Raw genomic sequence first — 23,490 nt, forward strand, 5'->3', positions numbered from 1 at the left:
GTGTCGGGCTTTGTGGCGTTGTTGCCATGATTGTCGGCATTGGTTCCGACCTTTGTGATATCCGGCGCATCGAGGAGACGCTGGCCCGCTTCGGCGATCGGTTCACCGGGCGTATCTTCACCGCAATCGAGCAACGGCGCGCCGAACGCCGGCCGCATCAGCGCGCATCGAGCTACGCCAAGCGGTTTGCCGCCAAGGAAGCTTGCGCGAAGGCGCTTGGCACCGGGTTTCGGCGCGGCGTGTTTTTCTCCGACCTCGGCGTGATCAATCTGCCCTCCGGCCAACCCACCATGGCGCTCACCGGCGGGGCTGCGGTGCAGCTGGCGCGCTTGATTTTGCCGGGAAAGACGCCGTTTATCCACGTGTCGCTGACCGATGAATATCCCTACGCCTATGCGCATGTGATCATCGAGGCACGGGAAGGTACCTGAACCTATGATCGAGTATGAAACGGTGCCGGCGGTTTGCCGGCATTTCGACGTTTGCGGCGGCTGTACCGAGCAGGATGTGCCACCGGCGCGCTACGCCGCGGCCAAGCGGGCGGCGCTGGTGGAGGCGCTGGCGCATGCCGGCTACCCCGATGCGCCGATCGCACCGCTCCTGCTCATTCCGATGGGCACGCGACGCCGAGTCGATTTCGCGGCGATGCGGGTTGCGGGCGCGGTTCGGCTCGGGTTTCACGCGGCGCGCTCGCGCGATGTGGTCGATATCACCGAATGCCCCCTGGCGCGGCCGGAGATTGCGGCCCTGATCGGCCCGCTGCGCGAGTTGCTCGGCAAGCTCGCCGGATTTCGCAAGACCGGCAGTGTGCTGATCAACGCGATCGATACCGGGCTCGATGTGTCGGTGGTGCTGGATGGCGAGGCGACGGCGGCGGATCGCTCCTGGCTGGTCGCTTTCGCCCGCGCCCACGGCCTTGCGCGCATCAGCCTGGGCGATGAACCCGTGCTCGTGGTGCATGCGATTACGCTCGATGTGGGCGGGTTGACCGTGGCACCGCCGCCGGGCGCCTTTCTGCAACCGACCCGCGAGGGTGAGGCTGCGATCCGCGCCGCCGTGATCGCCGGTCTGCCGGGCAGGCTGACCCGTAAATCCCGCATCGTGGAGCTCTATGCCGGCATCGGCACGCTGACCGGTGCGATCGCCGCGCACGCGCGGGTTCACGCGGTCGAGGGCAGCAAACCGGCCTGCGCGGTCCTTGAAGCCGGTGCGCGACTTGCCGGGCTGAGCGGTAAAATCACCGTCGAAACCCGCGATCTGGCGCGCCGGCCGGTGACCGCCAAGGAATTCGCCGACGCCGCCGGGATTGTGCTCGACCCGCCGTTCGATGGCGCGGGGCCGCAGATGCGCGCGATCATCGAAGCGAAAATTCCGCGGGTGATCTATGTCAGTTGCAATCCCGAAGCGCTGGCGCGTGAGGCGAAATGGCTGCGCCAGGCTGGGTACGAGGTGCTGGCGGCCAGCCCGATCGATCAGTTTGCGGGGTCGGTTCATCTGGAGGCTGTGGTGGTGTTCGCGCTGGCGTGAGGAAGAGTCTTCTTTTTTGTGAACAAAAAGGAAGCAAAAAAACTTTGTTCATCTGGGCCGGTGGCGGTGAAAACGCCCGTGCCCCAGAGTCAAAAAGTTTTTTGCTTCTTTTTTACAAAAAAGAAGGACTTCCTTCCTACTGCCCAACCCCCAAGTTGCACCCGCTCGGTAACGGTGTTATCGCTGGAACATGAGCGAAACGGTCTTCCGTTCCGAGATTTGCATCCGCCACGCGGCTTTGTCGCTGCGTGCCGCGATCGCGCTTCGACTTATTCACCCCTGGGCGTAATTCCGGGCTGAAACCCGGCGCGCACAGGGGAGCCAGAGTTCGAACGCCTGAAAACCAGCACCGAAGCGAGACCCGCCATGAGCATCAACCATCCTAATTTCGGCATGATTGCCGACAATCGCGTTATCATATTCGACACCACTTTGCGTGATGGCGAGCAATCGCCCGGTTTTTCGATGAATCTCGATGAAAAACTGCGCATGGCCGAGGCATTGGCCGAGCTTGGGGTCGATGTCATTGAAGCCGGCTTTCCGATTGCGAGCATTGGCGATTTCGAGAGCGTGCAGCACATTGCGCAGAGCATTCGTGGCCCGGTGATTACCGGCCTCGCGCGCTCCGGCCGCGATGATATTCTGCGCGCGGCCGAGGCGGTGAAGCCTGCGGAGCGCAAGCGCATCCATACCTTCATTTCCACCTCGCCGCTGCATATGAAGTATAAGCTGCGGATGGAACCGGACGCCGTGCTCGAAGCGGTCGGCCGATCGGTTGCGCTGGCGCGGGACTTTACCGACGATGTCGAATGGTCGGCCGAGGACGGCAGCCGGACCGAGCCCGATTTTCTGTGCCGCTGCGTCGAAGCCGCCATCAAGGCGGGGGCGACCACGATCAATATTCCCGACACGGTCGGGTATTCGGTGCCCGAGGATATCGCGCGCATTTTCACCATGCTGCGTACGCGCGTGCCGGGCGCCGATGGCGTGATTTTTTCGACGCATAATCATAACGATCTTGGCCTCGCTGTTGCTAACACATTGGCCGCGGTGGGCGCCGGTGCCCGGCAGATCGAATGCACGATCAACGGGATCGGCGAGCGCGCCGGCAATGCGGCACTCGAAGAAGTGGTTATGGCGATCCGCACCCGGCATGATGCGGTGCCGTTCAACAACGGGATCGATAGTCCTAAAATTCTGCGAACGTCGAAACTCCTTGCTGCAATCACCGGGTTTGATGTGCAGCCGAACAAGGCGATCGTTGGGCGCAACGCCTTTGCGCATGAAAGCGGCATTCACCAGGACGGCGTGCTGAAAAACGCCGCGACCTATGAAATCATGACGCCGGAATCGGTCGGTTGGCAAAAGACCAGCCTGGTGCTGGGCAAACACTCCGGCCGTGCCGCGTTCCGCGACAAGCTGCGCAGCCTTGGCTATGGCGAAGTTGGCGACAATGCGCTGAACGATGCGTTCCGCCGGTTCAAGGATCTCGCGGATCGCAAGAAGCTGGTTTATGACGAAGACATCACGGCGCTGTTCGATGAAACCGTGGTGCGCGAGCAGAGCCGGATCAAATTCATTTCGTTGCAGGTGTGGTCAGGCTCGAAGGCTCAGCCGCGCGCGGTGCTCGAACTCGAGGTCGATGGCGTGCTGCATGAACACGAGTCGCTGGGGGACGGGCCGGTCGATGCCACGTTCAACGCGATCCGCGCGATTGCGCCGCACGAGGCGGAGTTGCGCCTGTTCACGGTGGGCGCGGTGACTGAGGGCACCGATGCGCAGGCGCGCTGCGGTGTGCGGCTTGAGGAGGGCGGCAAGCTGGTCGATGGCCAGGGTGCGGATACCGACACGATCGTGGCGGCCGCGCGCGCCTATGTGCATGCGTTGAACAAGCTCATGGTCAAGCGCGCGCGGACCGAGCCCGCGGCGCTATCCGCCTGACAAAAACGCGCGTAGGGCGGCCAATGTTTCCTCCGGCGCTTCCTCGGCAAGGTAGTGGCCGGAGGGCATGGCGGCACCGCTGAGCGAGCTTGCGCAGTAGTCGCGCCAGATCGCCAGCGGCTCGTACAGTGCCCCGACCAACCCGCGCTCTCCCCAAAGAACCAGCGTGGGGCAGGCGATTTTCAAACCATTCGCGCGGCTCGTGAGATCGTGCTCCAGATCGATCGTGGCGGCGGCGCGATAATCCTCGCAGATCGCCACCACCGTCGCCGGGTTGGCGATGCAGCGCTGATAATCCGCCATGGCCGGTGCAGCGAATACCGCACCTGCCGTTTTGTGCCGGGCGCTCTGCGCCAGCAGCCAGGCGCCGGCATCGAGGTTGATCAACTCCTCCGGAAACGGATGGGGCTGGGCGAGAAAAAACCAGTGATAATACCCCATCGCGAAGCGCATGTCGGTGCGCTCGAAATGTTCTATGGTCGGAATGATATCCAGCATGGCCAGATACCGGACCCGGGCCGGATGATCGAGCGTGAGCCGATGCGCGACGCGCGCGCCGCGATCGTGCCCGACCAGCGCGAAATCGCTGACCCCCAGATGATCGAGCAGGGCGATGATATCGCCGGCCATCGCCCGCTTCGCGTAGGGCGCATGATCGGTGGTGGCCGGCGGCTTGAAGGTCTCGCCGTAGCCGGTGATGTCTGGGCAGATCACGGTGAAATGCTCGGCCAGAGCCGGGGCGATCTTGTGCCAGATGTAATGGGTCTGCGGCATGCCGTGCAGCATGACCAGGGCCGGTCCGCTGCCGTGGGTTCGCAGGCGGAAGGTTCGGCCATCATCGAGCGTGATGTGGCGGAGCGTGAAGGCATCGAACGGATCGGTCATTGCGGCCCCTGGCAGTTATTGTCGAACACGATGACATCGGCCGGAGAGTCCTGCAACGTGCGGCAGGGGGCGGCGGTGAACAGCGCGACCAGCCGTGGAACGAGGGCGCGGCTTGCGGCATCCACTTCGATATTCGCGATGATGACGCGATGGAATCGCGCGCTGTCGGCGGGCAGGGTAGGGGTGGCTGCGCGCACGATCTGCACCATGAGGCTCGAAGGGGCGGCGGCGATGAAGGGGCCGGGAATCCCGACCCCGTCGTTGCCGAACGGCACCAGAACCAGCGTGCCGGCAGCCGCCAGCGCCGCCGCATCGCGTGCGGTGCGCGCCGCCGGCTGCATGGTCTGCGGCGCGATCGCCAGCCCGATGATCGCGGCGGCTTGGACCGCAATGACCAGTGAAGCGAGCCGGGGCCGGTTGCGCAAACCCGCCGCCAGGGCGAGGCCGATATAGGGCAGGCCGAGCCAGACGTAGCGCACCTCGATCGGCGTGTTATTGAAGGCGGCGCCGAGTGCCAGCAGGCCCAGGGGCGGTGCGAGGATCAGGCTCACCACCAATTCACGATGGCGCGGTGCCAGCCGTGGCAGGCCATCGCGGATCACGATGATCGATAGCAGCAAAGTAAGCAAGCCGAGCGCCACCGCGAGCGCGACCGACCACGGCGGCGGGGCGTAGCGCGGCAACGCACCGAGCACGGCACCTGCCTGATCACGACCGAGATCGATCAGGGCGCGTAACGGTTTGAACGCGTGAAACTGCCCCTTGCGGCTCTCCGCCTGCGCCAGAAAGAACCACGCACCGGCGGGGATGAACAAGCCGGCGCCGAGTGCGGGCAGCAGCGCCATGCCGGGACGGCGGCGGTTGATGATGGCGAACCATCCGAGGGCCGCAATCGTTGTGAAACTGGCGAGATAATTCGAAAAACAGGCGGCGCCGAGCGCGATTCCGCCGAGCAGCGCGATCGGGCGGGTTGGCTGTGCCGCGGCTTCCAGCAGCAGCATGACGCCGGTGAGTGACAGCGCATCGGTCAGCGCGAAATTGCGCGCAACCACGCCGGTATAGGCAAAACAGTAGCACAGCACGGTCAGAACGATTACGAGGGATGGCGCCACGCCGAGGTGGCGGGCGACCCGCGCCAGAGTTGCCAAGGCCAGCAGCGTCAGGAGTATCGATAAGATGCGAAGTCGAAACAGATCCATTCCGACCAGATCGCGCCAGAACGACAAAAGCCAGAAATAGAGCGGTGGATGAACGTCACCCCGGCGCAGTGCGCGGACGATTTCGAGCAGACTAGCATGGCCGTGATACCATCCGCGCAGTGCCGCAACGCGCACCGGCACAATCGGCCAGTCCGGCCTGGCATGACCCGCGATGAGAAAGATGCTGTAATATTCGTCGTACTCGCCGCCACGGCACCAGGCGATAACCAGGAGAATGATTGCAGCAATGCCGATCGCCGTGGCGAGCGGAACCCGCGCACCGGATCGGGCGGTTTTCATAGCATGTCGCGCAGACGAAACCAGCTGGTGGCGAGCACCAGGCTCGGCATTCGCAGCATCGGGCCGCCTGGAAAGCGCGCGTGGGGGATTTGTGCGAATACGTCGAACCGCTCGGCCTGGCCTGCCACGGCCTCGCCGAGCAGCTTGCCGGCCAGCCCGGTCAACGCGACGCCGTGGCCTGAAAATCCTTGCGCGAAGAGAATGTTTCGTCCGAGCCGCCCGAAATGCGGCAGCCGGTTGCGCGTGATCGCGACATTGCCGCCCCACACGTAATCGACCCGCGCATCGGCGAGTTGCGGAAATGCCCGCCTCGCGCGGCCCAGCATCGAGGCGGCGAGATTGGGGGGCGGCAGCGTCGAATACGATACGCGGCCGCCGAACAGCATCCGGTCATCCGTACTGCGGCGAAAATAATCGAGCACGAAATTCAGATCGGCCACGGCTTCGTTGTTCGGGATCAGCGACTTTATGTCCGGCCGTGATTCGGTTGCAATGATGTAGGTGCCCACCGGCATCACATGGCCCGCGATCGGCCGCGAGAGCGTGCCCAGATAGGCATTGCCGCACAGCAGCAGGTAATCGGCACTCACCACGCCTTGCGGTGTTGTCAGCGTCACGCGCTCACCTTGGCCGATTGTGCTGACGCGTGTGCCGGTGAAAATCTGCGCCCCAGCCGCCACCGCCGCATGGCCAAGCCCGAGCGTGTAGTTCAGCGGATGGATGTGTCCGGCGATCGGGTCGTGCAACGCGGCCTTGTAGCGCGGGCTGGCGAGCCGGGCCTGCAACGCTGACCCTTGCAGCAGGGTGAAACCCTCGGCGCCGAGTTCGTGAAGTTCTTGCTGCCAGTCTTGAAGTTCGCGGATCTGGCGCGGTTTGACGGCGGCATGCAGGTAGCCGCGCTGCGGCTCGCACGGGATGGCGAAGCGCGCGATCTGCGCGTGCAGCAGATCGACCGCTTCCACCGTCATGTCCCACAGCGATCGTGCGGCACCCGCGCCCATCAGCCGGCGCACGGTGGTCTGGCCGGCGGCGAAGCCCGGCAGCGCCTGCCCGCCGTTGCGCCCGGAGGCACCAAATCCGATGTGCTGCGCTTCGAGTACCGCGACGCGGTAGCCGCGCTCGGCGAGATGCAACGCTGCCGAACATCCTGTCATGCCGGCGCCGATGATTGCGACGTCGCAACGCAGATCGCCGGATAATGGTGCGGTCGTGGTTGGAAAGCGAGCCGTCGCCTCGTAGTAATTCGCCAGCGCCATGGCGTTCAGACGTTCAGCAGCAGATGTTCACGCTCCCAAGAGCTGATAACCCGCAAATATGTTTCGTATTCAAGACGTTTAACCGCAACGAACACCTGTACCAGCTTTTCGCCCAGAATATCGTTCAACGGGCGGGACTGCTCCATCATTTCCAGCGCGTGCGAAAGTTCGCGCGGCAGGCTGTAAGGTTGCGAATAGGCCGATCCCTTGAACGGCGGTGTCGCACCCAATCCCTCGGTCATGCCGAGAAAGCCGCAGGCGAGCGAGGCGGCGAATGCGAGATAGGGGTTGGCATCCGCGCCGGGTACCCGGTTTTCGACCCGCATGGCTGAGGGTTCGCCGAACGGCACGCGCAAGCCGCAGGTGCGGTTGTCGTGCCCCCATTGCAGATTGATCGGCGCGTTGGAAAATCGCGTGAGCCGGCGATAGGAATTCACGTTCGGTGCGAAAATCGGCATGATTGCTGGAATATATTTCTGCAATCCGCCGATGAAGGACAAGAACAGCGCGCTCGGTTTGCCATCGCGGTCGGCGAACAGGTTCTCACCGGTTTCGGCATCGACCACGCTTTGATGCACATGCATCGCACTGCCGGGCTCTTGGCCCATCGGCTTGGCCATGAATGTCGCGTAGATATCGTGGCGCAGTGCCACTTCGCGCACCGTGCGCTTGAACAGAAATACCTGATCGGCGCGGTTCAATGGATCGCCGTGCAGAAAATTGATCTCGACCTGTGCGGCACCTTCCTCGTGGATCAGCGTATCGAGGTCGAGTTCCTGGATCTCGCAGAAATCATACATCTCTTCGAACAGCGGATCGAATTCATTGACTGCATCGATCGAATAGGCCTGCCGACCGGTTTCCTGGCGGCCGGACCGCCCGATCGGCGGCACTAACGGATAGTCGGGGTCGGTGTTGCGCCCGACCAGATAGAACTCAAGCTCCGGTGCCAGTACCGGTTTCCAGCCGCGCTCGGCGTAGAGCGACATCACTTGACGTAGGACTTGGCGCGGCGCGATCGGCACTGGTTTGCCGTTGGCATAATGGCAATCATGGATGATCTGCGCGGTCGGCTCATGCGCCCAGGGGACCAGACGAACCGTCGAAGGATCGGCGATCAGTTTGATGTCGATGATCGCGGGATCGCTCAGAATATCATCCGGATCGTCGGGATATTCGCCGGTGACCGACTGGATGAAAACACTCTCGGGCAGGCGCGGTGCGCCGCCCTGGTGGAATTTCTGGGCCGGCATGATCTTGCCACGCGGAATGCCCGTGATATCGGGCACCAGGCACTCGACCTCGGTAATGCGATGTTCGTTGAACCATTCGATCAGATCGATCATATCAGCCTCGGATAGAAGCGACGCGCCCGGAATGGGCGCGCCGTCGTAATCGCTGTCAGTGTTGGCGCACCGCGGTCCAGATTGCGTTGAACGTCTGCAATTTCGTCCCTGCCAGCGCCGGCAGGAAATGCAGATACTTCATTTGCATGGCGTTCGGCTTGATCAGCGGTTTCTTGAGTGCATCGCTCAGCATCGGGCCGGCCGCCGCGTTCGGACTGCCATAGAGATTGTAGTTGGAAAGTTCGGCGCCCGCCTTGGCTGAGAGAATGAAGTTGATGAAATCATAGGCGAGTTTCGGGTCCGGCGCACTCTTTGGAATCGCCATGGTATCGACCCAGATTTCGCTGCCCTGTTTTGGCAGCAGATAGCCCGAATTCAGGCATGATTTGTCATCGTAACATTCGGCAACCGCACCATTGAACGTCATGCCGATTGCGATCGTACCCTTCTTGATCTGGCCCATCGCGGGGTCGCCGTCGACAAAGCCGGTGAAGTTCTTGCGCTTTTCGGTCTTTTCGATCAGCTTCGCCGCCTTGATCCACTCGCTTTTCTTGTTGCAGGTAAACCGGTAGCCCAGATAGGCACAGGCGGCGCCGATGGTATCACGACCGGACCCACCCATCAGCGCGAACGGATAGCTCGGGTTCAGCTTCGGGTCGAACAGGACCGCCCAGCTTTCCGGCAGCGAGGTCACCTTGGTTTTCAAATAGCCGATGCCGGTCGTGCCCCATTGATAGGGCATTGTGTATTCATCGTTCGGGTCATAGGAAGGGTTCTGAAATTTAGCAGCGAGGTTGCGGAAGTTCGGGATTTCCTTCTTGTCGAGTTTGGCGATCAGACCTTCATGGATCAGCTGCGGCACGTAATAGCTCGACGGCACGATGACATCGTATTGCGAATCGCCACCCGCCTTCAGCTTCGCCGCCAGCGCCGAATTGGAATCGTAATAAGTCTGCACCACGGTGCAGCCGCAATGCGCCTCGTATTTCTTGATCAGCCCCTTGCCGATATAGTCCTGCCAGTTGAACAGGTAGAGCGTTTTGCCCGCCGCCTGTGCCGGCGGGGCCATTGCCATCGTGCCGGCGATCACACTGCCGATCAGGGCCACCGACCCTACGATTCTTTTGATGATGTCGCTACGGTATTTCATTGTTAACCTCCTGTTGATCTGGTCGCTCAGTCGCCGGTGCGTGGCACAGTTTGCCGATCTTTTTGCCGGGTGAAACCATATTGCAATAGGCCGATGCCGATCACCGTGGCAATCATCAGCGTTGCGAGCGCATTGATGTCGGGCGAGATGCCTTTGCGGGCCACGGCGCTGTAGATATAGATCGGCAGCGTCGTGCTGCCCGGCCCCGCGGTGAAGTAGCTGATGGTGAAATCATCGATCGACAATGTGAACGCGAGCAGGAAGCCGCCGATGATCGCGGGGCGGATCACCGGCACCGTCAGATACAGGAACGATTGCCGGCCATTGGCGTAGAGATCGTGCGACGCCTCGAACAAATTCGGGTCCAGCCCCGCCATGCGCGCGAATACGACGAGTGCGACATAGGGGGCCTGGAACGTCACATGGGCGATGCCCATGGTCAGTAGCCCTGCCGCGAACAGCCCGGTCGCCTTATGCATCAAATTGAAAAAGATCAGCTCGGATATGCCGAAAACCAGACTGGGCATGATGATCGGCGTATAGATGATCAGGCTCGGCAATGCCGCGGCAAACCCCGATCGGGCGCGGCTGCGAAAGCGGCTGAGGCCGAACCCCATCAACGTTCCGAGCGCGGTACCCAGGATCGATGATCCCAACGCCAGCGTGAGTGACCGGCGCAGTGCCGCCAGCACATCGGGCGCGTGCAGCAGATCGTTGTACCAGTGCAGACCCGCCGTGGTGCTGCCCGGTGCTGGTGCAAAGGAAAAGACCGCGATGAGCGCGAGCGGCGCATATAACAGTCCGTACACGGGCAGGCTGGTCAGCAATAGCGCGCGGCGGATCGGCGGCGCCAGGTTCTGGCTCATATCATGCTGCCTTCGGAACTGCCGAGGCGCTTGCTCATCACGCGGAATACGATCAGCCCCGCACAGGTGAAAATCAGCATGAAAATCGTCAGCGCCGCGCCGTAGGGCCAGTTTGGTGTGTCGAGAAACTGCGAGGCGATCAGCGAGCCGATCATCATCGATTTGCCGCCGCCCAGCAGCGTCGGCACGACGTAATCGCCGAACGCTGGAATCGCGACCAGGATGATCCCCGACAGCAGTCCGGGGATCGTCTGCGGGAATACCGCACTCCAGAACAATCGCCGCCCCGAGGCGTAGAGATCCCGCCCGGCCTCGACCAGGCTCCAATCGAGTTTTTCTGCCGCGGCATAGAGCGGGACGACCATGTAGGGCAGATAATTGTAGGTCAGGCCGATCTGCATTGCCAAAATCCCGGGCATCAGGCCGAGATGCGGCGGAATCAGCCCCGCGCCTTGCGCCAGATGCGACAGCGTGGAACCCGGCCCGAGCAACTCCATCCACGCATAGGTGCGCACGACCTGATTGGTCCATGACGGCAGGATGACGAACAGCAGCAGCAGCGGACGCAGCGCCGGCGGGCGCGTGATGATGAAGAACACCACCGGATAGGCCAGCAGAATCGTCAACCCCGCCGCCGATATCGCCTGCAACAGCGAGCGCAGGATCGTTGCGAGGTTATCCGGGCTCCAGCCCAGAATCGAATACCCGGCGACTTCGCGCATTGGCTCGAGCGACAGCGGCAGATGCGGATTGCCGTAATTGCCGATCGAGAAAAAACCGATCCCGAGCAGGATCAGGCTCGGCAGCAGCAAGAACACCACGATCCAGAACAATCCGGGCCCGGCGGTCATCCAGAGTCGCCAGGCCCGTGCCAGCCGTTCCGCCCGCTCGGCGCTGCCCTGGATCGATGCGCCGCCGGTTATCGCGGACATGGCCAGCCTTGCTTCATCCGTCGATCAGCATGATGTTGGCGGGCTTGAGTTCCAGCACCACCCGCTCTCCCGGCCCCCAACTGCGCTCGGCGGCCTGGTTATTGGTGTCGAGCGCCAGAACGATCGCGCCGCCGGCCAGAGCGACATTGTATTGCGTGGACGCGCCCATGTAGATCGCCTCGCGCACGACGCCGGCAAACATGTTCGGGCGGTCGCGCGGCGCGTCGGCCTCGGGGTAGAGCCAGATTTTCTCGGGGCGGATCATCGCCGTCCGCTGCGTGGTGATCGGTGTTGCGATCGAGAGTGCGCCGATCGCGGTTTCGGCCATGTTGCCGGGCCGCGGCGTGAATTTCCAGATGTTCGACAGGCCGAGAAACTCCGCAACGAATACCGAGCGTGGCTGTTCGTAGACATCGAGCACGGGGCCGACCTGCAACATGCGGCCTTGTTCCATGACGGCAATGCGGTCGCTCATCACCAGCGCCTCATGCTGGTCGTGCGTGACGAAAATGAACGTCATGCCCAGGCGCTTTTGCATCCGCATCAGTTCGACCTGCAATTCCGCCCGCAATTTCGCATCGAGTGCCGAGAGCGGCTCATCGAGCAGGACGACCTCGGGCTCGTTCACCAGCGCGCGCGCCAGTGCTACGCGTTGGCGCTGGCCGCCGGACAGCTGTGCCGGGTTGCGCCGGGCGAACGCATCGATCTGCAACAGCGCCATGATCTGCTCGGTGCGCGCCAGGCGTTCTGGCCTTGCCACGCCGCGCATTCGCAGGCCAAATCCGATGTTCTCGGCGACCGACAGATGCGGAAACAGCGCGTAGGACTGAAACACCGTGTTCACCGGCCGCTTGTGCGGCGGAACGCTTTGCATCTCGCGCCCGGAGATCAGAATGCGTCCGGCATCCGGCGTTTCGAACCCGGCGATCATGCGAAGCAGGGTCGTCTTGCCGCAACCGGATGGCCCCAGCAGTGTGAAAAATTCACCCGCCTGAATGTCCAGATCGATCCGATCCACCGCGACCACGCCGCCGCCGAATACCCGGCTGATGCCTTCGAGGCGGATCGCGCCGCGCGGCGCGATACCTGACGTTGGGGCCGATGACGTTGCGGCATCGGCCTGTCCTGCGATTCGCGGCAGCATGGCGGGCTCAGCCATGCGGGCTTCCGGGGGGCTGCCGGGGCGGCTCGGGCCGGTTCGGATCAGGTGGCACGCGCATCAAATCTCCCTGGCCACGTGCCGCGTCTCGCGGGTAGGTGGCGTTGTTCTCGTGCTGAGGTCGCTCCCTAGCGCGAAGCATCGCCAAAGTTTTCCGCATCGTCAAGAATAATCAACAATACGCGAATGACCGTTTCGTGATCGCCGTCTTATCGCGCCTGACGCCCCCAGGCCGGCGAAATGATATTGCGCCGCCGCGTCAGCCTTAGTAAAGCTGTTGATTATTCTAAACGGCATCCTGGTGACGAGGAGAGTTCTGCATGCTGATCGGCGTTCCGAAGGAAATCAAGAATCATGAATACCGGGTTGGCCTGACGCCTGCCTCGGTGCGCGAACTCCGCACCCATGGTCATCAAATCCTGATCGAAACCGGTGCGGGCGAGGGCATCGGCATGGACGATGCCGCTTACGCCAAGGCTGGTGCTGAAATCGTGCCCGACGCAGCGAGCGTTTTCGCCCGCGCCGAAATGATCGTGAAGGTCAAGGAACCCCAGCCGGCCGAATGCAGACAATTGCGCCCCGGCCAGATCCTGTTCACCTATCTCCACCTCGCGCCGGACCCCGAGCAGGCTAAGCTGCTGATGCAGTCCGGTGTCATTGCGATCGCCTATGAAACCGTGACGGATGAACGCGGCCGCCTGCCGCTGCTGGCGCCGATGAGTGAAGTTGCCGGCCGCATGGCCGTGCAGGTTGGAGCGGTGTCGCTTCAAAAGGCCAACGGTGGCCTCGGCGTGCTGCTCGCCGGCGTGCCCGGTGTGCCGCCCGCGCGCGTGGCAGTGCTGGGCGGCGGCGTGGTCGGCACCAACGCTGCGCGCATCGCTTTGGGCATGGGGGCGGATGTCACCATCATCGATAAATCGATCGGCCGCCTCGCCCAACTCGACGATCTGTATGGCCCGCACCTGAAAACTCTGTTCGCCACGGCAGAGGCGATCGAGGATGCGGTGTTCCACGCCGATCTTGTCATCGGCGCCGTGCTCGTACCCGGTGCATCCGCGCCGAAGCTGGTGACGCGCGACATGCTCGGCCAGATGCGCCGGGGTGCCGTGCTGGTCGATGTCGCGATCGACCAGGGCGGCTGTTTCGAGACCAGCAAGCCCACCACGCATGATGATCCGACCTATATTGTTGACGGGATCGTGCATTATTGCGTCGCCAACATGCCTGGCGCGGTGCCCCGCACCTCCACCTTCGCCCTCGCGCAGGCGACCCTGCCCTACGCGCTGAAACTGGCCGATCACGGCTGGAAAGCGGCGCTGCGCAGCGATCCGCATCTTCGCGCGGGGCTTAACGTGGCGGAAGGCCGTATCGTGCATCCGGCCGTTGCCACAGCACTGGGTGAAGTGGTTCTGACGGCGGATCTCGTGCTCGCGGCGGCCTGATCGGGCCGTGGACGCACGCATCGCGGGGTCCATGGAAGCCGGTTCCGAGGAAGTGGGGGTGGGCGCGCGGTTGAAACGGATGCGTCAGGTGTTCGGCTTGACGCAGCGCGAACTCGCACGGCGCGCCGGCGTCACCAACGGCGCCATCTCGCTGATCGAACAGGCGCGGGTCAGCCCTTCGATCTCTTCGCTCAAGAAAATTCTCGACGGTATTCCGATGTCGCTCGCGGAATTTTTCACGATCGATCTCGCAGCGCCCGAAGACGTGTTTTTCCGGGCGTCGGACCTTACTGAAATTGCGTTCGAGGATCAGATCTCGTTCCGGATGGTGGGCCGCCGCCTGAAGGAGCGCGCGCTGCAGATGCTGCACGAAACCTACCGCCCCGGTGCCGACACCGGCGAAGTGATGCTTCGCCACGATGGCGAGGAAGCGGGCGTGATCGTGCGTGGCCGCTTGTTGGTCACCGTGGGGGATCAGGAACAAGCGCTTGGCGCGGGCGATGCCTATTACTTCAAAAGCCGCATTCCGCACCGGTTTCGCAATCCGTTCGATGAATTATGTGAAGTCATCAGTGCGAATACACCGCCCAGCTTTTGAAAAGGGAAGGGTAGAGAGGGCAAGCACTTCTTTTTTGTGAACAAAAAAGAAGCAAACAAAACTTTGTTGATCTGGGCCTGTGCCGGTTCAAACGCCCGTGCCCCAGATCACAGAAAGTTTTTTGCTGGTTTTTTTCAAAAAAGAAGCGCTTGCTTTGCCTTAAATACGAAATTGCTTGAACCAGAACCGATATGTTGATAAAACAGTAATAATGCTGTGTTTTCCGAACAAATATGACCGCGACGCGCATGCTGAGCTTCTTCGGCTTTGCGCGCGCATCGGCTACAGCCCGCACCGCTCCTGATCGTTTCAGCCCGGCGGCCGTTGTGCCGCTTGTTCAGCTCTAACATCGGAGTTATTTCATGCTTGATCATCTCGCTTCTACCGTCTCGGACAGTGATTTCAACTGGCAGGCGGCCGATGCCGCGCATCATCTTCACCCGTTTTCCGACCATAAATCCCTCCACCAGGGTAGAGTTCGGATCATCACGAGCGCCGAGGGCGTTTATCTGACCGATGATGTGGGTAACCGCATTCTCGATGGCATGGCCGGCCTCTGGTGTGTTGCGATCGGCTACGGCCGCCAGGAACTGGTCGATGCCGCGGCCGCGCAGATGAAAACTCTGCCGTTTTACAATACGTTTTTCAAAACCGCGACCCGCCCGGTCATCAGCCTTGCCGAACGCCTTACGGCGATGGCCCCCGGCGATCTCAACCACGCTTTTTTTGCGTGTTCGGGGTCTGAAGCGGTCGATACCGCGCTGCGCATGGCCCGCACCTTCTGGATCACCAAGGGCCAGCCGTCCAAGCGCGTCATCATCGGCCGCGAATTCGGCTACCACGGTTCGACCACGCTGGGTGCCGCTGCGGGCGGCATGGTCGACATGCATCGCCAAGGCGCGGCCCTGCCCGATTTCGCCCATGTCATGCCGCCGTATTGGTATGGTTATGGCGGTCAGATGAGTCCGGAGGAATTCGGCCTTTTTGCCGCACGCCAGGTCGAGGACAAAATCCGCGAAATCGGTGCCGAGAATGTTGCCGCCTTCATCGGCGAGCCGATCCAGGGGGCCGGCGGCGTCATCATCCCGCCAGAGACCTACTGGCCGGAAATCCAGCGGATCTGCCGCGCGCACGATATTCTGCTGATCGCCGATGAGGTCATCTGCGGGTTCGGGCGCACCGGGCGCATGTTCGGCAGCGAAACCTTCGGCATTACGCCCGACCTCATGACCCTCGCGAAAGGGATCACCTCGGGTTACATTCCGCTCTCCGCGGTCCTCGTGGGGGACCGCGTGGCGGATGTGCTGATCAATGATACGGGTGAATTCTATCATGGCTTCACGTATTCGGGCCATCCGGTCGCCTGCGCGGTTGCGCTTGCCAATCTTGATATTCTGGAATCCGAGCACCTTGCCGCTCGCGCCGAGGCCAGCGGCATCAAGCTGCGTGCCAAACTTATCGCGGCGCTGGGCGACCAGCCGATCATCGGCGAAATTCGTGGCACCGGGTTGATCGGCGCGATCGAACTCACCGCTGATCGGCGCACACGGCGGTTCTTCGAGAAGCGCGGCCGCGTCGGTGCGCTCTGTCGCGATCATTGTTTTTCTAACAATCTGGTGATGCGTGCGGTGCGCGATACCATGGTGTTCTCACCGCCGCTGACCATCACGGATGCCGAGATGGACGATCTGGTCGATCGGGCGACGACCGCCATCATGGCGACCCAGGCCGATATCCGTTCCGAAATCCTGTGACGGGCGCAGTGGATATCGTGTCATCGCATGAAGACAGGCTCGCGCTGCTGGGGCAGAGCGAGCTGATCGAAGCCTTCATTATCGATGTCAACGGCGTGCCGCGCGGCAAATGGCTGCAACGTGACAAGGCTGGCGCGCTGTTAGGCGAGGGCATCGCGATCCCGCGCTCGGCCTATCTGCTCGACATCTGGGGCCGGGATATTGTCGAAGGCGGCATCGCGTTCGATACCGGCGACCCCGATGGCACCTGTATCGCCGTGCCGCACAGCGTCACCCGCATGCAATGGGCCGAAGGTCATGCGACCCAGGCGCTGCTGACCATGCGTGAAGCCGATGGCTCGCTGTTCTATGCGGACCCACGCGGCGTTCTGGCCCGTGTGCTCGACCGTTACGCCGCCCAGGGGCTTACGCCGTCGGTCGGGGTCGAGCTCGAATTCTATCTGGTCGATCCCAACCGCACCGGCGGCCAGCGCATCGCCCCGCGCGGCGCCGATGAAAGTGCTTGGCGCGGCTGGCAGACCGATACGATGGGCCTGTGGGAAATCCACGATTATGAGCCGATCCTGCGCGACCTGCTGCGTGCCGCCTCCAGCCAGAGTATCGCGCTCGACACGTTGATCAGCGAAAACGGCCCGGGCCAGTTCGAAGTCACCCTGCGCTACGCACCGGATGCCATGCGCATTGCCGACGATGCGGTGCTGTTCAAGCGCGCGGTCAAGCAGATTGCCCGCAAGCACGGGCTCGCCGCCACCTTCATGGCCAAACCGTTCGGCAACTGGGCGGGCAGCGGTATGCATGTGCATATGTCGGTGCTTGATCGAAAGGGTTTGAACATCTTTACCGGCGATGCCGAAAAGCCCAGCCCTGTTCTGTATCATGCGCTCGGCGGGCTGGTCGCTGCGATGCCCGATACCATGCTGGTGCTTGCCCCCCACGCCAACTCGTTCCGCCGCTTCGCGCCGGGCACGCACGCCCCCGTATTCGGCGACTGGGGGCACGACAACCGGCTTTCGGCCGTTCGCGTGATCAATGCTGAGCCCCGCGCCGCCCGGATTGAGCACCGTGTCGCCGGTGCCGATTGCAACCCTTATCTCGCCTTCGCCGGGATGCTTGGGGCCATGCTCGATGGAATTGCGGACCGAGCCGACCCTGGTCCGGAATCGATCGGCGATAAAACCGGTGCGGCCGCGCCGAGGCTGCCGATTGCCTGGAGTGCCGCCACCGATCGCTTCGCCGGATCGGCCCGCAGCGCCGCCATTTTTGGCGCCGCGTTCCAGGGCATTTTTGCTGCCTGCAAACGCCAGGAAATCGATGAGTTCCGCCGGCGTATATCGGATGTCGAGTACGATGCCTATCTGAAAAATGCCTGATAATGCCAGCCATTGTCACGACATGACATAACAAGAAACCAAAACGACGCCAGGGACTTCAACCGTACAGGAGAGCAACGATGCGAACGGAGTTGAGAGCGAATTCATTGTCGTTTATCGAGTCGATCGTCATGGGTATCGCCGGCAGTGCGCCGGGCTATACCATCGCCGTGACCACCGCGGCGCTGATCGGCACCGCCGGATTTTTATCGCCGGGCAGCCTGATCATCTTCGCGGTACCCATGCTGGGCATCGCCGTCGCCTACAAGGCGCTGACCAAGCGAATGGCCAACGCCGGGGCCGCCTATGAATGGACCACCCGCGTGTTCGGTCGGCTGTTCGGCTTCTTCTCGGGGTGGGCACTGCTGGTCGCCTCGATGGTGTTCATGGTCACCGGCAGCCTGCCGATTGCGACCTCCACCTTGAATTTCATCGCCCCCGCGCTGACCAAAAGCGTGCTCGCTACCACCAGCGTCGCAACGCTCTGGTTTCTGCTGATCGCCGTCGTGTTGATCGCCGGCATCAAACTGACCAGCAAAATCCAGCTGGTGATGAGCACGATTGAACTGGTCATCCTCGCGGTCGTGGCGATCGCTGCGTTCGTCCACGTTGCTGCCCACGGCGCGGTCAATCCGTTTTCGTGGTCGTGGTTCGGCTTTCACTATACCGCCGGCGGGTTCGCCGCGACCGCTCTGGTCGTGGTGTTTTTCTACTGGGGGTGGGACGTGACAGCCAACCTCGCCGAAGAGACCAAGGACGCCGAAATCAACGCCGGCAACGGCGGCTTTGGCAGCGTGTTCGTTACCATTACCTACTATGTCGCCTTCACCCTCGCCGCGCTGCTGCTGTTCACGACCAAGGCGGCGCAAGGGTACAGCGACAACATCATCTACAACATCGCGGTGGCCTCGGGCCTCGGGCGTACCGGCGGTCTGATTGCCTCGATTGCCGTCATCCTCTCGTCGATTGCAACACTCGAGACGACGATGCTGCAATTCTCGCGTACCCTGTTCGCCATGGGCCGGGACGGCGCCCTCTCGCGCCACTTCGGCATGGTCGACGAACGTACCGAAACTCCGGTTCGTGCCATGTATCTGCTGATCGGCGTCGGCCTCGTCGTGCTGTGGGTCTCTTCGCTGATGCCCTCGATCAACGCGATCATCACCGACTCGGTCAATGCCATTGGAATCCAGGTGGCCTACTATTACGGTCTTGCCGGGCTCGTGGCGGCCTGGGTGATGCGCGATATTTACCGTGAATCGATCCCGTTATGGATCGGCCTGTGTCTGTTCCCCGCCCTTAGCGCCATTTTTCTGTTCGCCATGGGCCTCTACGCCATCACCACGTTCAATCTGGTGACCAATCTGGTCGGCATTGGTGGGCTCGTCGCGGGTATCATTTTCTTCCGCCCGACCCGCACCACGGCGGCTCCTGCCACAGCGTCGTAGAGTTGTGTCGGTGCTCGAGCAAAGCCAGGGGCCGCGACGCCCTTGGCCTTTTTCGACATCGGCGCGATCCGCCCGATCAGAACAGCGACATCTGCGTGCCTGGGCCTTGCGCGGGGAGGGGGCGGGCGAAGCGCGCGCAGTCGAGTGGGGGCGGTGTTTCGCTGAGGTTGAACTGTCGGGCGGCGCGCTTGAATCGTGCGGTGAGCAAATTGGCGTAGGGGCCGGTTCCCTTAAAACGGCTGGTGAAATTGGGGTCATTGAGCGCGCCGCCGCGGGTCTGGCGGATCAGGCTCAGGATGCGTGCGGCCCGATCCGGCATGGTGCGGTTCAGCCACTTTTCAAATAGCGCGCCGACTTCGTGAGGCAGGCGCAGCAGGATCGCGTTGGCGGAGGTGGCGCCGGCGTTGGCGGATGATTCAAGGATGGCTTCGAGTTCGGCGTCGTTCAGACCGGGGATCATCGGTGCGGCGAGAACGCCGACGGGAATGCCGGCGCCCGCCAATCCGGCAACGGCGTCCAGCCGCCGGGCCGGGCTGGCGGCGCGGGGTTCCATGGCGCGGGCGAGTCGCGGATCGAGTGTGGTGATCGAAAGATGCACGCGGGCCAGATTGCGTGATGCCATGCGTTGTAGAATATCGACATCGCGCAGCACGCCGGCGGATTTGGTGATCACGCTCACCGGGTGATTGAACCGGTCCAGGACTTCGAGCACCGCGCGGGTCAGTTTCAACTGGCGTTCGACCGGCTGATACGGGTCGGTGTTGGAGCCGAGCACGATGGGGGAGGGGATATAGGATTTGCGCGACAACTCCCGTTCCAGCAGCGATGCGGCATCCGGCTTGAAAATCAGCTTGGTTTCGAAATCGAGGCCCGGCGAGAAGCCGAGATAGGCGTGGGTCGGCCTTGCGTAACAATAGATGCAGCCGTGTTCGCAGCCTCGGTACGGGTTGAGCCCGCGGTCGAAGCCCAGATCCGGGCTGTCGTTACGGCTGATGATCGACCGGGTGGCGTCGCGGATCAGAACGGTCGGTGTGGCGGGTCCTGCCTCGGCCAGGGTTTCCCACCCGTCATCGAATGAATCGCGATGGCTGGACTCAAACCGGTTGGCCGGGTCCTGCGCGATGCCGCGTTTCTCGAATGTGGTATGCCGGGGAATGATTGTGCGTGCGTTCATGATATGTTCGGATCATACCATTGGAACAGTATCGAAAGTCAAGAACAAAATACGAACAAATCTGTTTCGCGGCTATCGAACTCCGGACGGCCAGAGCACCACGCGCAAGGTCTGTAGAATGATCAGCAGATCGAACGCGATCGAGGCATTTTTCACATAATACAGATCATAGCTCAGCTTGGAGCGCGCATCGTCGAGCGAGGCGCCATAGGGGTAATTGATCTGCGCCCAGCCGGTCAGCCCGGCTTTCACGATGTGCCGTTCGTTGTACAGCGGCAGTTGGGCGGCCAGTTTGGCGGTGAACTCAGGCCGTTCCGGCCGCGGTCCGACAAACGACATGTCGCCCCGCAGAATATTGAACAATTGCGGAATCTCATCGATCCGGGTGCGGCGGAGAAAATTGCCGGCCCGCGTGATTCTTGGGTCTTTGGCATCGGCCCATACCGCGCCCGCCGATTCAGCGTTCAGTCGCATGGTTCGCAGCTTCAGGATCTTGAAATGACGCGCGCCCTTGGTCACGCGCATCTGCGAGTAGAAGGGTGAACCCCGATCCTGCAGCCAGACCGCCAGCATGCCGCCGAGTAGAAAGGGAGATGTGCCGACCAGCAGAATCAGGCTGACCGAAACATCCAGCGCACGCTTCAGCGCCCGGTCGAACATGTTGAAGGAAAATCCGTCAGAATATAGTAACCATGAGAGGTCGAGGCGCTTGATATCGATCCGCCTGATCTCGGTCTCCAGAAAGCTCATGTACTGATAAACCGGGTATCCGGCCATTTTGCAGTCGATCAGTCGGTCCAGCGCCATGCCGCGACGCTCGTCCGGCGCAATGACGATCTGCTCCGCGCGCAGGCGCCGCGCCGTCTGCAATATCCCGTCCGGCGCCTGTATCACCCGCAGCGTATTTTCATGTTCCAGTCGCGGATCGATCGGGCCGAAACTCGGATCATGCACGAACGTAACGTCGTAATGCAGGTTGCGCCCCTCGCTTTGCAGCATCCAAACCAGGTCCCAGGCGCGTTTCCCCGCACCGATCACCAGCAAACGCCGTTTCAGAAGCCCGGATTTGCGCAATCGCAGAAATGCCAGCCGCGCTGTGACACCGCAGCCGGTAAAACAGATCGACGCGGCCACGAACAGCGGGTCCGGCAGATGCCGCGGCCAGCCGTGATGGTTCGTCGCCAGCACGAACGGCAGCAGCAGAAACACTGCCGACGCTGCCAGAGTTCCGATGCCGACCACCAGCGGCAATCGCCGGATCGATCGCCGAACCGTCAGAATCACGTCCCGGCGGTAAAGGCCGAGTGCATAAAGCGCGATCAGATTGGCGGCGGGATACAGCGCGAGAATGACCACGATCTCTAGATCGACCTGCGGCAGTCGCTGCGGTAGCGCGTACCACGCAGCGAACGGCCAGACGATCGCGATCAGTGCCGCATCGATGCAGAACATGATGACGCTCGAGTTCATTGGGCGCCCAGCCTTTTAAGCCCGAGAAAGCAACCCAGCATTGTCCAGCCCCTTCCATTGAGGTGGACAATGCGCGCAATAAATTGATAAATAATTAAAAGCCCAGAGGAATATCATATATGTCGCATAATCCCAACTCATGCGGCATTCAATCGGGTCGTGCGGCCGCCGGCTCAACTGCGACCGTACGTATCCTCATAGCGAACGATATCGTCTTCACCGAGATAGGCCCCCGACTGCACCTCGATCAGCGTCAAGGGGATCTTTCCAGGATTTTCCATCCGATGAATGCAGCCGAGCGGTAGGTAGAGGCTTTCATTTTCCCGCACCAGATGCGTCTCGGAATCCCGCGTCACCAGCGCCGATCCCGCCACTACCACCCAGTGCTCCGCCCGATGAAAGTGCTTCTGCAGCGATAATTTGGCACCCGGCAGCACCACGATCCGCTTGACCTGGAACCGGTCGCCCTCGATCAAGCTCTCATAAAAGCCCCAGGGCCGGTAAACCCTGGTATGCGCCTCGGCCTCCGGTCGCTTGTTGCGCTTCAACCGCTCGACCACCCGTTTCACGTTCTGCGTCTGGCTCCGATGCGTCACCAGCACCGCGTCGTTGGTGGTCACAACCACCACGTCCTTCAGCCCCAGCACCGCAGTAACCGCACCCTCGCTGCGCACGTAACAACCGTCGGATTCTTCAATCACGGCATCGCCCATCACCGCATTGCCGCGCGCATCCTTCTCCGCAACCTCCCAGATCGCGGCCCACGAGCCCACATCCGACCACCCGATCGCCGCCGGCACCACAGCTGCATGATCGGTCTTCTCGGCAATTGCGTAATCGATGCTGATATCCGGCGCCGCGCTGAAACCCGCCGCATCCAGTCTGATGAAATCCAGGTCTGGCCGGCGCGCATCGAACGCCACCCGCACCGCCCGCGCCACCTCCGGTGCATGCAGTTCGATCTCGGAAAGCAGTGTCCGCGCGGTCGCCACGAACATCCCCGAATTCCAGAAATGCCGCCCATCCGCCAACAGGCTCGTCGCCGTCACTGCATCCGGCTTCTCGATGAACCGCGCAATCCGGAACGCCCCGTCATGCCCGGCCAGGGCCGCGCCCTGCTCGATATAGCCATAGCCGGTTTCCGGCGCCGTCGGATGCATGCCGAATGTCAGGATGAACCCCTCCCGCGCGGCCCTCGCGGCAATCGCCAGCGCCGCCTGCAACGCATCCCCATCCGAAATCGCGGCATCCGCCGCCATGATCCACATGACCTGGTCGGGATCGACCTCGGCCACCAGAAACGCCGCGGCGGTAATCGCCGGCGCGCTGTTGCGCCCCATCGGTTCGAGCAGAATCCGCGCCCCGACCGCCCCCGCCTCGCGCAACTGTTCAGCCACGATGAACCGATGCTCCTCGTTCGCCACGACCACCGGCGGGGCGAACCCGGAACCGGTCGCGCGGCCGGCAGTCTCCTGCAACATCGTGCGCGCCGAAATCAGCGGCCAGAACTGCTTGGGATACGCCTTGCGCGAAACCGGCCACAGCCGTGTCCCCGTGCCACCCGACAAAATCACCGGCACGATCGTTTCGTTCCGCGTCACAGTCTCATCAGCCATGCATATCCCCATCGATCACGCGCGCTTCATTGCCAGCGGATACGCTTTGCGTCCAGC

Annotated in this window: 20 protein-coding genes; 8 read left to right on the plus strand and 12 right to left on the minus strand. The window is 62.2% G+C overall.

Going from position 1 to position 23,490, the window contains the following annotated elements; genetic code table 11:
• Positions 1-26: 26 nt before the first annotated feature.
• The 3 genes from acpS (at position 27) to BW994_RS06425 (ending at position 3,468) form a co-directional block, all read left to right on the plus strand.
• Entirely contained in the window at positions 27-431 is a 405-nt protein-coding gene (gene acpS / locus BW994_RS06415; RefSeq protein ID WP_029311324.1) for a holo-ACP synthase, read from the plus strand.
• Between the two features lie 4 nt (positions 432-435).
• Positions 436-1,527: a class I SAM-dependent RNA methyltransferase gene (locus BW994_RS06420; protein WP_029311323.1), complete on the plus strand. Its 1,092-nt coding sequence runs from the start codon at positions 436-438 to the stop codon at positions 1,525-1,527.
• 366 nt (positions 1,528-1,893) lie between these two features.
• Complete coding sequence (locus BW994_RS06425; RefSeq protein ID WP_029311322.1) at positions 1,894-3,468, plus strand: 2-isopropylmalate synthase; 1,575 nt, start codon at positions 1,894-1,896, stop codon at positions 3,466-3,468.
• On the opposite strand, the gene BW994_RS06430 is transcribed toward BW994_RS06425, so the two are convergent.
• From BW994_RS06430 to BW994_RS06465, 8 genes are read right to left on the minus strand one after another with little or no spacing between them, the layout of a single operon-like run.
• Positions 3,457-4,353 (minus strand): alpha/beta fold hydrolase, encoded by an 897-nt coding sequence (locus BW994_RS06430; RefSeq protein ID WP_029311321.1) that lies wholly within the window; start codon positions 4,351-4,353, stop codon positions 3,457-3,459. The two genes, BW994_RS06425 and BW994_RS06430, sit on opposite strands and share 12 nt — an antisense overlap.
• Positions 4,350-5,852 (minus strand): glycosyltransferase family 39 protein, encoded by a 1,503-nt coding sequence (locus BW994_RS06435; protein ID WP_029311320.1) that lies wholly within the window; start codon positions 5,850-5,852, stop codon positions 4,350-4,352. Before BW994_RS06435 ends, BW994_RS06430 begins: the two co-directional genes overlap by 4 nt.
• The gene (locus BW994_RS06440) at positions 5,849-7,108 is read right to left on the minus strand and encodes an NAD(P)/FAD-dependent oxidoreductase (protein ID WP_029311319.1); all 1,260 of its coding nucleotides are present in this window, start codon (positions 7,106-7,108) and stop codon (positions 5,849-5,851) included. The genes BW994_RS06435 and BW994_RS06440 overlap by 4 nt, the downstream gene beginning before the upstream one ends.
• 5 nt (positions 7,109-7,113) lie before the next feature.
• Entirely contained in the window at positions 7,114-8,454 is a 1,341-nt protein-coding gene (locus BW994_RS06445) for a glutamine synthetase family protein (RefSeq protein WP_029311318.1), read from the minus strand.
• Positions 8,455-8,509: 55 nt separating this feature from the next.
• Positions 8,510-9,604 carry a polyamine ABC transporter substrate-binding protein gene (locus BW994_RS06450; protein ID WP_245594083.1) on the minus strand — a complete coding sequence of 365 codons (1,095 nt, stop codon included), beginning with the start codon at positions 9,602-9,604 and terminating at the stop codon, positions 8,510-8,512.
• A 26-nt stretch (positions 9,605-9,630) separates the two neighbouring features.
• Positions 9,631-10,470 carry an ABC transporter permease gene (locus BW994_RS06455; protein ID WP_029311316.1) on the minus strand — a complete coding sequence of 280 codons (840 nt, stop codon included), beginning with the start codon at positions 10,468-10,470 and terminating at the stop codon, positions 9,631-9,633.
• Positions 10,467-11,402 (minus strand): ABC transporter permease, encoded by a 936-nt coding sequence (locus tag BW994_RS06460; RefSeq protein WP_029311315.1) that lies wholly within the window; start codon positions 11,400-11,402, stop codon positions 10,467-10,469. Before BW994_RS06460 ends, BW994_RS06455 begins: the two co-directional genes overlap by 4 nt.
• A gap of 13 nt (positions 11,403-11,415) precedes the next feature.
• On the minus strand, positions 11,416-12,561 hold the full coding sequence (locus BW994_RS06465; protein ID WP_245594082.1) for an ABC transporter ATP-binding protein: 1,146 nt from the start codon (positions 12,559-12,561) through the stop codon (positions 11,416-11,418).
• 320 nt (positions 12,562-12,881) lie between these two features.
• Between BW994_RS06465 and ald the strand changes: the two genes are divergently transcribed.
• Together ald and BW994_RS06475 are read left to right on the plus strand one after the other, a co-directional pair.
• On the plus strand, positions 12,882-14,003 hold the full coding sequence (gene ald / locus BW994_RS06470; protein ID WP_029311313.1) for an alanine dehydrogenase: 1,122 nt from the start codon (positions 12,882-12,884) through the stop codon (positions 14,001-14,003).
• A 31-nt stretch (positions 14,004-14,034) separates the two neighbouring features.
• Positions 14,035-14,601 (plus strand): cupin domain-containing protein, encoded by a 567-nt coding sequence (locus BW994_RS06475; RefSeq protein WP_029311312.1) that lies wholly within the window; start codon positions 14,035-14,037, stop codon positions 14,599-14,601.
• Between the two features lie 134 nt (positions 14,602-14,735).
• Here BW994_RS06475 and BW994_RS19115 read toward each other — a convergent pair whose 3' ends face one another.
• Complete coding sequence (locus BW994_RS19115) at positions 14,736-14,975, minus strand: hypothetical protein (protein WP_139334012.1); 240 nt, start codon at positions 14,973-14,975, stop codon at positions 14,736-14,738.
• On the opposite strand from BW994_RS19115, the gene BW994_RS06480 reads away from it, so the two are divergent.
• From BW994_RS06480 to BW994_RS06490, 3 genes are all read left to right on the plus strand, one after another.
• A complete protein-coding gene (locus tag BW994_RS06480; protein WP_029311311.1) occupies positions 14,964-16,355 on the plus strand; it encodes an aspartate aminotransferase family protein in 1,392 nt (463 codons plus the stop codon). The genes BW994_RS19115 and BW994_RS06480 overlap by 12 nt on opposite strands.
• Positions 16,352-17,725: a glutamine synthetase family protein gene (locus BW994_RS06485; RefSeq protein WP_245801529.1), complete on the plus strand. Its 1,374-nt coding sequence runs from the start codon at positions 16,352-16,354 to the stop codon at positions 17,723-17,725. The genes BW994_RS06480 and BW994_RS06485 overlap by 4 nt, the downstream gene beginning before the upstream one ends.
• Before the next feature lie 80 nt (positions 17,726-17,805).
• On the plus strand, positions 17,806-19,173 hold the full coding sequence (locus BW994_RS06490; protein WP_029311309.1) for an APC family permease: 1,368 nt from the start codon (positions 17,806-17,808) through the stop codon (positions 19,171-19,173).
• A gap of 76 nt (positions 19,174-19,249) precedes the next feature.
• Here the strand turns inward: BW994_RS06490 and BW994_RS06495 are convergent, their stop codons facing one another.
• From BW994_RS06495 to BW994_RS06505, 3 genes are all read right to left on the minus strand, one after another.
• A complete protein-coding gene (locus tag BW994_RS06495) occupies positions 19,250-20,347 on the minus strand; it encodes a PA0069 family radical SAM protein (RefSeq protein WP_029311308.1) in 1,098 nt (365 codons plus the stop codon).
• A gap of 72 nt (positions 20,348-20,419) precedes the next feature.
• Entirely contained in the window at positions 20,420-21,817 is a 1,398-nt protein-coding gene (locus BW994_RS06500; protein WP_051657248.1) for a TIGR03013 family XrtA/PEP-CTERM system glycosyltransferase, read from the minus strand.
• 173 nt (positions 21,818-21,990) lie between these two features.
• Complete coding sequence (locus BW994_RS06505) at positions 21,991-23,433, minus strand: mannose-1-phosphate guanylyltransferase/mannose-6-phosphate isomerase (protein ID WP_029311306.1); 1,443 nt, start codon at positions 23,431-23,433, stop codon at positions 21,991-21,993.
• Between the last annotated feature and the right edge of the window lie 57 nt (positions 23,434-23,490).

Origin of the sequence: Acidiphilium rubrum, assembly GCF_900156265.1 — a bacterium.
GTDB classification, from domain to species: domain Bacteria; phylum Pseudomonadota; class Alphaproteobacteria; order Acetobacterales; family Acetobacteraceae; genus Acidiphilium; species Acidiphilium rubrum.

Coding starts and splice junctions, on each gene's coding strand:
- acpS (WP_029311324.1), top strand. CDS start 27: ATGATTGTCGGCATTGGTTCCGACCTTTGTGATATCCGGCGCATCGAG.
- BW994_RS06420 (WP_029311323.1), top strand. CDS start 436: ATGATCGAGTATGAAACGGTGCCGGCGGTTTGCCGGCATTTCGACGTT.
- BW994_RS06425 (WP_029311322.1), top strand. CDS start 1,894: ATGAGCATCAACCATCCTAATTTCGGCATGATTGCCGACAATCGCGTT.
- BW994_RS06430 (WP_029311321.1), bottom strand. CDS start 4,353: ATGACCGATCCGTTCGATGCCTTCACGCTCCGCCACATCACGCTCGAT.
- BW994_RS06435 (WP_029311320.1), bottom strand. CDS start 5,852: ATGAAAACCGCCCGATCCGGTGCGCGGGTTCCGCTCGCCACGGCGATC.
- BW994_RS06440 (WP_029311319.1), bottom strand. CDS start 7,108: ATGGCGCTGGCGAATTACTACGAGGCGACGGCTCGCTTTCCAACCACG.
- BW994_RS06445 (WP_029311318.1), bottom strand. CDS start 8,454: ATGATCGATCTGATCGAATGGTTCAACGAACATCGCATTACCGAGGTC.
- BW994_RS06450 (WP_245594083.1), bottom strand. CDS start 9,604: ATGAAATACCGTAGCGACATCATCAAAAGAATCGTAGGGTCGGTGGCC.
- BW994_RS06455 (WP_029311316.1), bottom strand. CDS start 10,470: ATGAGCCAGAACCTGGCGCCGCCGATCCGCCGCGCGCTATTGCTGACC.
- BW994_RS06460 (WP_029311315.1), bottom strand. CDS start 11,402: ATGTCCGCGATAACCGGCGGCGCATCGATCCAGGGCAGCGCCGAGCGG.
- BW994_RS06465 (WP_245594082.1), bottom strand. CDS start 12,561: ATGGCTGAGCCCGCCATGCTGCCGCGAATCGCAGGACAGGCCGATGCC.
- ald (WP_029311313.1), top strand. CDS start 12,882: ATGCTGATCGGCGTTCCGAAGGAAATCAAGAATCATGAATACCGGGTT.
- BW994_RS06475 (WP_029311312.1), top strand. CDS start 14,035: ATGGAAGCCGGTTCCGAGGAAGTGGGGGTGGGCGCGCGGTTGAAACGG.
- BW994_RS06480 (WP_029311311.1), top strand. CDS start 14,964: ATGCTTGATCATCTCGCTTCTACCGTCTCGGACAGTGATTTCAACTGG.
- BW994_RS19115 (WP_139334012.1), bottom strand. CDS start 14,975: ATGATCAAGCATGAAATAACTCCGATGTTAGAGCTGAACAAGCGGCAC.
- BW994_RS06490 (WP_029311309.1), top strand. CDS start 17,806: ATGCGAACGGAGTTGAGAGCGAATTCATTGTCGTTTATCGAGTCGATC.
- BW994_RS06495 (WP_029311308.1), bottom strand. CDS start 20,347: ATGAACGCACGCACAATCATTCCCCGGCATACCACATTCGAGAAACGC.
- BW994_RS06500 (WP_051657248.1), bottom strand. CDS start 21,817: ATGAACTCGAGCGTCATCATGTTCTGCATCGATGCGGCACTGATCGCG.
- BW994_RS06505 (WP_029311306.1), bottom strand. CDS start 23,433: ATGGCTGATGAGACTGTGACGCGGAACGAAACGATCGTGCCGGTGATT.